At 39.8% G+C, this 10,394-nt stretch carries 9 protein-coding genes; 5 read left to right on the plus strand and 4 right to left on the minus strand.

Annotation, left to right across the window (positions count from 1 at the left end):
* The first annotated feature begins 42 nt into the window (after positions 1–42).
* On the plus strand, positions 43–723 hold the full coding sequence (pyrF, locus tag MF4640_RS03420; protein WP_004696869.1) for an orotidine-5'-phosphate decarboxylase: 681 nt from the start codon (positions 43–45) through the stop codon (positions 721–723).
* A 127-nt stretch (positions 724–850) separates the two neighbouring features.
* Here pyrF and MF4640_RS03425 read toward each other — a convergent pair whose 3' ends face one another.
* Entirely contained in the window at positions 851–1,759 is a 909-nt protein-coding gene (locus MF4640_RS03425; RefSeq protein WP_078388692.1) for a lysine exporter LysO family protein, read from the minus strand.
* 45 nt (positions 1,760–1,804) lie between these two features.
* Positions 1,805–3,310: a flavin-containing monooxygenase gene (locus tag MF4640_RS03430; protein ID WP_078388693.1), complete on the minus strand. Its 1,506-nt coding sequence runs from the start codon at positions 3,308–3,310 to the stop codon at positions 1,805–1,807.
* Positions 3,311–3,458: 148 nt separating this feature from the next.
* Between MF4640_RS03430 and MF4640_RS03435 the strand changes: the two genes are divergently transcribed.
* The 4 genes from MF4640_RS03435 (at position 3,459) to MF4640_RS03450 (ending at position 9,153) form a co-directional block, all read left to right on the plus strand.
* Positions 3,459–4,466, plus strand: a complete 1,008-nt coding sequence (locus MF4640_RS03435; protein WP_004984809.1) for an AraC family transcriptional regulator — start codon at positions 3,459–3,461, stop codon at positions 4,464–4,466.
* 85 nt (positions 4,467–4,551) lie between these two features.
* Positions 4,552–5,703, plus strand: coding sequence for a cell division protein ZapE (gene zapE / locus MF4640_RS03440; protein WP_004984806.1), 1,152 nt, complete (start codon positions 4,552–4,554; stop codon positions 5,701–5,703).
* A gap of 362 nt (positions 5,704–6,065) precedes the next feature.
* Positions 6,066–8,228: a malate synthase G gene (locus tag MF4640_RS03445; protein WP_078388694.1), complete on the plus strand. Its 2,163-nt coding sequence runs from the start codon at positions 6,066–6,068 to the stop codon at positions 8,226–8,228.
* 262 nt (positions 8,229–8,490) lie between these two features.
* Positions 8,491–9,153: an SOS response-associated peptidase family protein gene (locus MF4640_RS03450; protein WP_078388695.1), complete on the plus strand. Its 663-nt coding sequence runs from the start codon at positions 8,491–8,493 to the stop codon at positions 9,151–9,153.
* Positions 9,154–9,158: 5 nt separating this feature from the next.
* Here the strand turns inward: MF4640_RS03450 and MF4640_RS03455 are convergent, their stop codons facing one another.
* Complete coding sequence (locus tag MF4640_RS03455; protein WP_004696885.1) at positions 9,159–9,623, minus strand: MarR family winged helix-turn-helix transcriptional regulator; 465 nt, start codon at positions 9,621–9,623, stop codon at positions 9,159–9,161.
* 153 nt (positions 9,624–9,776) lie between these two features.
* Positions 9,777–10,094: a hypothetical protein gene (locus MF4640_RS03460; protein ID WP_058869726.1), complete on the minus strand. Its 318-nt coding sequence runs from the start codon at positions 10,092–10,094 to the stop codon at positions 9,777–9,779.
* Positions 10,095–10,394: the final 300 nt, after the last annotated feature.

The following is a 10,394-nucleotide window of genomic DNA, read 5'->3' on the forward strand; positions in this document are numbered from 1 at the left end:
TCCGTATAATGCCATAATTTTGTGAGTTTGAAGGGTCTCCCCATGAGTATTATTGTTGCCTTAGATGCAAAAAGTCATTATGACGCAATGACGATTGCTGGGCAATTAGACCCTCAATTATGCCGTGTAAAAGTCGGTAAAGAATTATTTACCCATGAAGGCTCATCTATTGTTAAAGCTTTACATGGTGAAGGCTTTGAAGTCTTTCTAGATCTAAAATTTCACGATATTCCAAATACGACTGCGCAAGCGGTATGTGCTGCTGCAGATATGGGGGTTTGGATGGTAAACGTCCATGCTTCAGGTGGCCGTAAAATGATGGAAACCTGCGTTGAGCGCTTGAAGGCGGGTAACTATAACACTCAACTGATTGCAGTAACGGTGTTAACCTCGATGGGACGTGAAGACTTAGCTGATATTGGTCTGGATATTGAACCTTTTGAACAAGTCAAACGTTTAGCAAAACTGACTAAAGACAGTGGTTTAGATGGTGTGGTATGTTCAGCGCAAGAAGCAAAAATGCTGCGTGAGACTTTGGGTTCAGAGTTTGCATTGGTAACACCGGGCATTCGCCCTGAGGGCTCAAGTGCGGATGACCAAAAGCGTATCGTAACGCCAAAACAAGCAATGTTAGACGGTGCAACACATCTAGTGATTGGTCGACCAATTACACAGTCTGCAAACCCGTGTCAGATGCTCAAAGATATTTTAGCGACGCTTTAAGCGACTAGAAATCTAAAAAGCCTTTCATTCGAAAGGCTTTTTTATGGATTAAATTTTAAAAAGAATTGTTGGTGAGCGAAGTGGCAATAGCAAAATAAAAAGACGGTATCGAATAGAGCGCTACGCTTTATAGTGCAGCCAATACGCTGACGACAATTGGTGCCAAAACTGACAGGATGAAGCCGCTCACCATGGCATGTGGAATAAAGTCATTCCCACAGGCTTGTTTGACCATTGGTAGTGTGACATCCATTGCTGTAGCTCCTGCAGATGAAATTGCGGAGCGAGGGTAACGCCAGCCAATGATGTACATAAACACAATCGCAAAGATTTCTCTGAATAAATCGTTCATCAGTGCAATACTGCCTAAATGTGCATTCTTTAACTCCGTGACCACAATGCCAGTCATGGAGTAGAAACCATAACCTTGAGATAACATAATCAAGTCTTTTAGTTGAATGCTCGGCACAAAATAGGCCGTTACAAACGCCCCGATAATTGAACCCAGAATACAACCAAGTGGAACGAGCAGTATTTGCCAGTTCAACCATGAGCGATCTAGTGGCGAATAGGCTAAATCAAGCCCGATCAGGAACATGAAAATCAGTAACAAGTTCCATGTACTGATATGAAGGGTATAGCCGAAACCTGAAGATAGTTCTGCCAAACCATAACCTAACGCCAGTGCGATAAATGCATAACTGATATTGATTAATGATTTGCTCACAAGGCTCATGGATACTTTGCCATGACTCGGTTGGTAGCCCAAAAGTTTAAATAATATGTAACAACAGACGAAAGCACCGATACTGGTCATAACTGCTAAAAGCGCTGCATGATTGAGTATCTGCCAGGGTTCGGCAATGCTATGCAAAGTCGTTGAAAATTCAATCGCAATTGCGATTAAGAGAATATAAGTAAAATAGGGCAGGATTTGAAAGGCAAGTCGCTCAAGCCATTTGGGTAAACGACGCGCCAAAACAAATCCAAGTGCTAAACAAATAAGAAGCTGAAAAATCAACCAAAACGATTGCATGTCAAATAAAGTGTGAATAAATACTAACTTATTATGACCGCGATCTTAATTTATTGCTTGACTATCTTGCTTAGAATTTAAAAAACGATAGTCTGCAGGATTGGCTTTTTGTGTTTTTAGCCAATACTTCCATGTATAGCTGGGCCATAAAGAGAAATTTTTCCCGTCCGCTTGTTGATACCAGCTGACGCAGCCAGATTGCCAAATGGTATCTGTAAATTGACTTTGTAAATGGTGATTAAATTGGTCTTGAATATCTGCTTTCACAACGATTGCTTGAGATTGGGTTTTTTCTGCCATCTCGATGAGCTGTAGAATGTAATTTACTTGTGACTCAATCATAAAAATAACTGAGTTATGACCTAAGACTGTATTGGGCCCTAAAAGCTGAAATAAGTTTGGGAAACCTTTGGTGCTAATTCCATAGTAACTTTCGGCCCCATCTTGCCATGCGTCTGTAAGCTCAACATGATTCAGCCCTGTACAGCTAAAGGATTTAAGATAAATACGTGGGTCAGTCACAAAACCTGTGCCATAGATGAGGCAGTCAATTGCACGCTTCTTCCCATCTTTGGTGATGATACTGTCCTCAGTTAATTCCAAAATATCATTGGTAACCAACTCAACATTTTTACGGTTAAAGCTTGGATAATATTTGTTGGAGACCAAGATGCGTTTACAACCCATAATATAGTTGGGAATTAACTTATCTGCGGTTACAGGGTCTTTGACTTGATGGCGAATATAGGCTTCTGCTAGTTTTTGTGCGTATTTCATAACCTGTGGTTTCATAATGGGAACTACACGAGATTCATTTGTCCAATACAGACGAGCTCGATGAAGTTTTCGAAACCAATCAAATCGATTAAACAGTGCTTTTTCAATGGGTAAGTAACGACGTTCATCCCGAGGAATAACCCATGCAGCTGTCCTTTGTAGTACGTAGAGTTGCTTCACTTTTTCTGCAATTTCAGGAATATATTGAATCGCGCTTCCCCCAGTGCCAATAGAGGCAACATTTTTATTGCTGAGGTCATAGTTATGATGCCACTGTGATGAATGGAAAACTTTGCCTTTAAACTTCTCGATACCCGCAATACGCGGAATTTGTGGTACATGCAGCGGACCAGATGCGAAAATAACAAATTGAGCGGTTAGTGTTTCATTTTGATTGAGAGTAAGTTGCCATAAACACAGATTTTCTAAGTAATGTGCAGCACTGACTTCAGTATTAAAGCGGATATAAGGCTGCAATTGATGTTCAGCGGTAAGTGTTTGGATGTATTGATAAATTTCAGGTGCTTCAGCATAACGTTTAGACCAGTCGGTCTTGGGTGAAAAAGACAAGGAATAGAGATGTGACTGTACATCACAAGCAGCGCCCGGATATTGGTTTTCACGCCATGTGCCACCTATTACACTGGCTTTTTCCAAAATGACAAAATCACGAATATTGTTTTGTAAAAGACGAATAGCCATCGCTAAGCCACCAAAGCCTGCACCAATAATGGCGATTTTTACCTGAGGGGTTGTTGAATTTGCTGCCTGCATTTGTTTTTCCTTTTTGTTTTACTTTATTGTAGAGCAACTATCCAGAAGGTCTATGATAGCCCTGACAAGAAAATTGATAGATTCGGCAATTGTTGTACGCTAGGTGGCTGTAGTAAAACATAGGCCAATATTTTGCTTTTAATTGATTATGAAACGTTCTGTACTTGGCTTGATGTATTTGATTCAAGGAATGCGTAAAGCAGGAGTCGCAGTCGATCAAAAGTTACAAAGCATTGGCTTACGTGTGGAGTCGCTTGATCCGAATGCGATCATCCATCCTGCTCTAGAGTGGGATATTTTGAAAATCATTGCAGAGGATATTGAGCCTGAGCAAGGTTTGTTCATTGGTCAGCATTATGTCTTGGCAGGATATGGCCCTTTACTGATGTTATTGATGACCAGTCCAACGACACATACCGCGTTAGAACAGGGTATTCGCTATCAAAGTTTGACGCATTTGAGTGGCTTATTGGGTTTGAAAAAACAAAATGATCAAGTCGCACTATGTTATCTACCGAGAGACTTGCAAACACCTGTGGGTCAGTTGCGTGCACATTCTGAAATAGCGGGAACCTATAAGTTTTTACAAGATATTTATAAGATGATTGGGCTGGAGATGCCTGAGATTCGAATTACTTTACCTGTTGCACGACCTGAAGATGCGAAAAAACTGGCGCTCTATCAGCAGGTTTATGGTCAACAAGTGAGTTTTGGTACGCAGCAAGCTGAATTTTGGTTTGATGAATGGGTTTTAAATGTACCAATTCCTTCAGCAGATTTGATGACATTTAACGTTTATGCAGGCAAATGTCAGGCGGAATTGCAGCGTTTGGAAGAAACGGCAGAACAGCCGAGTCTGATTCAGCGGGTGCAGGATTATTTGGAGTTGCAACGAGGTTTACTGCCGACCATGGCTGAAACCGCGCAAGCTTTGAATTTGCCAGAGCGAACCTTAAGACACCAGTTGCAACAGTTAAATAGCAGTTATAAACAAATTCGTGAGCAATTAATGAAAGACCGTGCACTTCATTTGATGGAATATCAGGAATATTCCATTGAAATGATTGCAGAGTTATTGGGTTACTCGGAGCCTGCAGCCTTTAATCATGCATTTAAACGGTGGTTTGGTTACAGTCCACGACAATATGGGAAATAGCCTAAGCATAATTATGCCAAAGTGTTATATATTAACTTTTCCACTCCGCTATAATTGATATAGCCTAAAAACAGTATTAAATGATATGTCAGATTTTAATTCACCTACCGCATTCAGTCCTTTATCTCCTGCAGAGCGCTATGCGCAAGCCTTAGCATCTGGGCAGTTCATGTCTGATGAGGCACAAGCTCAGGCCGTTCATGAACTGGATCGCGTTTGGCATGAATTAATTCAACGTTTTAAGGCATCTAAAAAAGCATTCCGTCGTTTCCGCCGTCAAACTTCTCCACGTGGTGTATATATGTGGGGCGGTGTAGGCCGTGGTAAAACATGGCTGATGGATCAGTTTTATGACTCAATTCCATTTCGTCGTAAAACACGGATGCACTTTCACCATTTTATGCAACATGTACATCGTGAGCTCAACAAGCTTTCAGGTCAGCGTAACCCTTTAGATGCGGTTGCGGATCAAATTTATAAAGAAGCAGTGGTTATTTGTTTCGATGAGTTCTTCGTCTCAAATGTGACGGATGCCATGATTCTTAGTGATTTGTTCCAAAAGCTTTTTGCACGTGGCATTACCTTGGTGGCAACCTCAAACATTGCGCCAGATGGTTTATATAAAAACGGCATTCACCGCGATCGTTTCATTCCAACCATTGAAATGGTGAAACAGCAGTGTGTGATTTTAAATGTAGATGCAGGCGTGGACTATCGTTTACGTGTTTTAAAGCAAGCGCAACTCTTTAAATCTCCTTTAACACATGAGCACCAACGCTGGATCGCACAGCGTTTTAGCGCATTGACTCAGACCCAAAGCATTTCAGATGAGCCGATTATTATTAATAATCGTATTGTAGAAACGGTCGGGCATACTGAAGATGTTTTATGGTGTGAGTATTCAGAGCTGTGTTTAAAACCACGTAGTCCTGCTGACTTTATCGAAATTGCAAATATTTATAATACTGTGTTGGTGAGTAATGTTCCGCATTTGACCGATTATCTTTCTGAAGGGACACGTCGTTTTATTTATTTGGTTGATGAGTTTTATGACCGTGGGGTAAAACTGATTTTAACCTCAGAAGATACAATTATTGATTTGTACTCTGGTGATAAATTAGCCTTTGAAATTGAACGCACGCGTTCACGTTTATTGGAAATGCAATCAGATGATTACTTGAATGAAGCGCATCGACAAATACAAGCTGAAGCAAGTAAACAACAAGAAGAAATTTAAAAATATAAGCACCCAAAAGGGTGCTTTTTTTATGTGCATTTTCATCGATTAATTTATCGACTTTTTTGAATAATCATGGCTTAATCAGGATTGAAAATAGGGAGAATATTGGTTTTAAGTGTAAAAAATATACAAAACTGCACTTAAGTCTAATTTCGGCATTTCAAAAACTTAATAAACTACTAAAGAGCATTTTGTAAATTGATAATGCTTGTGCCTTGAGCAGTATTTTATTTGGTAGTTTGTATACTTTATTAAATAAAAAATGATCACTATTTCGCACGGTGATATTACTATTCAGCCAAGTTTAAATCGGTATACTAGAATCTCTTGTATAAAAAGTAGCAATATCAGGAAAGACAATGACTGCACGTATTCAAAAAGGCAAGTTAGCGATTGCTAAAGAACTTTACGATTTCATCGAAAATGAAGCACTTCCAGGTTCAGGTTTGGACAGTGAAACTTACTGGAAAAACTTTGAACAAGTCGTTGTCGATCTTAGCCCAAAGAACAAAGCACTATTGGCTAAGCGTGACGATATTCAAGCGAAGATCGATGAATGGCACCGCAACAACAAATTTGAACTTGGAGCTTACAAAGCTTTCCTTACAGAAATTGGCTACTTAGTACCAGAAGTAGAAGATTTCCAAATCAGCACAGAAAATGTAGATGAAGAAATCGCATTATTGGCTGGTGCGCAATTGGTAGTACCTGTGCGTAATGCACGTTACTGCTTAAATGCTGCAAACGCGCGTTGGGGCTCTTTATACGACGCACTTTACGGTTTTGACGTGATCCCAGAAGACGGTGGCGCGGAAAAAGGTAAAGGCTATAACCCTGTGCGTGGCGACAAAGTTATTGCATTTGCTAAAAACTTCTTAAATGAAACCTTCCCATTAGCGAATGGTTCGCATGCTGATGCGACAAAATATGCAGTTGAAGGCAAAAAGTTAGTTGTGACGTTAAAAGACGGTTCGACATCGACTTTGGCTAAAGAAGCACAATTTGTTGGTTTTAATGGCGAAGAATCGGCTCCAACAGAAATCGTACTTTTAAACAACGGCCTACACGTTGTAATTGAAATTGATGCGAACAGCCCAATTGGTAAAACAGATGCCGCTGGCGTAAAAGATTTAGTTCTTGAAGCTGCTGTAACGACTATTCAGGATTTAGAAGATTCGATCGCTGCTGTAGATGCAGAAGAGAAAGTTGAAGGCTACCGTAACTGGTTAGGTTTGATGAAGGGTACGCTTTCAGAGTCTATCGAGAAAAATGGTAAAACTGTTACGCGTACTTTGAATAAAGACCGTACGCACAAAAACTTGATCGGTGGTGAAACGAAACTTCATGGCCGTTCATTGATGCTTCTTCGTAACGTGGGTCATCTCATGACCAACCCTGCGATTCTTGTAGATGGTGCTGAAATTTACGAAGGTATCATGGATGCATTAATCACTCCGCTTTTGTCTTTTGCAGACATTAAAGGTGAAAACGAAAACAAGAACTCCCGTAAAGGTTCTATGTACATCGTTAAGCCAAAAATGCATGGTCCTGAAGAAGTTGCTTTTGCAGTTGAATTATTTGAACGTGCAGAGCAAGCATTAGGTTTACCTGAGAAAACGTTAAAAATCGGTATTATGGATGAAGAACGTCGTACATCTGTAAACTTGAAAAACTGTATTGCGCAAGCAAAAGACCGTACCATCTTCATTAACACTGGTTTCATGGACCGTACAGGAGATGAAATCCATACCTTTATGGAAGCAGGTCCATTTGTTCGTAAGGGTGAAGTGAAATCACAAATTTGGTTCCCAGCATATGAAAATCGTAACGTGATGATCGGTCTTCAAGCGGGCTTACGTGGTAAAGCACAAATTGGTAAAGGCATGTGGCCAAAACCAGATATGCTTTTAGACATGTACAAAACCAAGATTGAACATCCAGAAGCGGGCGCAAGCTGTGCATGGGTTCCTTCTCCATCTGGTGCTGTCATTCATGCGATTCACTATCACCAATGCAACGTGTCTGAGCGTCAAAAAGAATTATTGAATACAGAGCCTTTATCATTAGATGATTTGTTAACACCACCTTTAGCGACAGATACCAACTGGACTGAAGAAGAGAAAACCAAAGAGCTTGAAAATAACCTTCAAGGGATCTTGGGTTATGTTGTGCGTTGGGTTGACTTGGGTGTAGGTTGTTCGAAAGTTCCAGACATCAACAACGTGGGTTTAATGGAAGACCGTGCAACTTTACGTATTTCATCTCAACACGTTGCAAACTGGTTGCGTCACGGCATCGTATCTGCAGCGCAAGTTGAAGAAGTGATGCAGCGTATGGCGAAAATCGTTGATGAGCAAAATGCAAACGATCCGCTTTACACACCTATGGCGCCAAGCTTCGATGGTTATGCATACAAAGCAGCGTATGACCTAGTGTTTAAAGGCGGTGAGCAGCCATCAGGTTATACAGAGCCACTTCTGCATGCTGCACGTTTGAAGTTAAAAGGTTATACAGGTGACTAATCTGTAAAGCTAAAAAAGCCTCTTCGGAGGCTTTTTTATTGGACGAAATAAGTCGTACTGTATCCTTAGAGTAAATCAATAAGACTGATTTAATTTTGGGTAATAGCAGTGATCTATAGATTGGACTTATTCAAGGCTATGAATGGTTTTAAGCGTAGGGCTAAATAAGTATCTCAACTAGACGCCGCAGATAAAAGCCTTATACAATTCATTATATAAAGCTCGTCATACTATTGTTAACCATCAAGTTGGATGAAAATCCATGTGCGCTAATTTTAAACCTCTAACCCTTGCTCAAATACAACAGTTTGGTCTACCTGAAATTCCGTTTGATTATGTCGAAGAAGTCTATCCTGGTTATGAGCTGCCTTTATTGTTCAAATCAAATATAGGTTTTGAGTGGCGAAAGGTACATTTTGGCTTAATACCAAAATGGGCAGAAGATAAGAGTATTGCAAGCAAAACCTATAATGCTCGAAGTGAGACACTTCTGCAAAAGGCCAGTTTTATTGAGGCCACTTCCAAATATCAGTTTGGGGTGATCCCAGTTTTTGAATTTTATGAGTCAAAATATATAGAACAAAAGCCGCAGAGATGGGGTGTTAGACGACAGGATGGTCAAGTGATATTTGTTGCTGCACTTTATGAAATCTGTCGTATAGCAGGCGAGGTAGTGCGTTCAGCCACCATGCTTACAATGGATGCTATAGACCACCCAATGATGCGGGAGTTTCATGAGCTGGGGAATGTGAAACGCTCAGTGATCGTGATTCCACATGAACGCTTAGAGGAGTGGCTCAGCTGGAAATCACCGAATATTCAATCCTTTGTACAAGGCTTTCCTGTTGAAGAGTTTGAATGTTCACATGTTCCGAAAATAAAAGTCAAACAAGAGAGTCCCCAACTCAACTTTTTCGACTTTTAAACGGTTTAGCGAGCTAAATTTTTAAACACGTGTTTTAAGCTTTCCATCATTTTTTCAATTTGCAAAGGTGTTAAGCCTTCAAATGATTGCTCAAGCACAACACTGGTGAGATCATTAATCTTATTGGTCATTTCAACACCTTTTTCGGTGAGAAGGACACGGGTAATACGGGCATCGTCTTCACAAGAATAAGTTTCAACCAATCCTTCATCCTTTAACCGATAGACAATTTTGGTGGTTGTCGACATTTTAGAGACCACCATGTCAGATAAATCAGAAACACTGGCATGTGGCTTTGAATCTAGAGCTAGTAAAATACGACGACGTGAGTTATCTAAACCATACTTTTTTAAAGCGTGATCGACATTGAGTACATACTGTGCATGTACTTGCGTTACCCAGTAAAATGGAAAACTTTCTAAAGAAAAATCTTCAGAACCTGGTAGGAACTTACTGTACTTTTTGGTCATGTGACGGATTCCCCGTGAATCGTATTTTTATTTTATAGATCATTTGAACACATTTTATGTGAACACTCATACACTTATCAATACAAAATTACTGGATTTATCATCATAAAGGAAATCTGTTAAAGGATAGCCTTTGTCAGTAATCAAGAAAAGTTAAGCGTGGCTGTTTAGAAGAGACAGGGTATAGCCGTCTTTATCTTGATGGAAGCTCACAATGCTTTGTGCAAATTGTACAACTTCATCTTCGACTTCAGCATTCTGGTGAGAATCTAAAGAGAGTTTAGCCATGGGAACACCGTCCTGTAGAACGATAGGCAAGTGCATTTCAAACTTTTGGTTATTATGCGAAACCACAACTTTAACTTGATGCTGATCAAATGAGGAGTCTAAATGCAGATATGCGCCTTCATAGCTAGTATTGGCAAGCATTTTTGACGTCTTATTGAAGGTCAATGCTTTTTCATTGTTCATAGCGATGAATCCTGTCTTCGATTACTTTGATCGGATTGTCAATCCGCGCATCCTTGGTTTGGGTAATTGACCACTTTTACAACAATGCTGGTCGTGTTTCATTTTAGTGAAAAAAATGGATTTGTGAACTAGTGTTTTTAACAAAAAATGTCATTCTTGGAAATCATAATTGTAGTGAATTGATATTTTTTAACTATTATTAAAATAAATAATTAAATAAAAACAATAATATGAGTTTTATTTAAGATGTGTTTTATTAGAAAAACTAAAAAATGACCGCCGCGTCTAATCTTTATAGAA

The sequence above is a fragment of the Acinetobacter sp. MF4640 genome (assembly GCF_002018895.1).
Taxonomy (GTDB): Bacteria; Pseudomonadota; Gammaproteobacteria; order Pseudomonadales; family Moraxellaceae; genus Acinetobacter; species Acinetobacter johnsonii.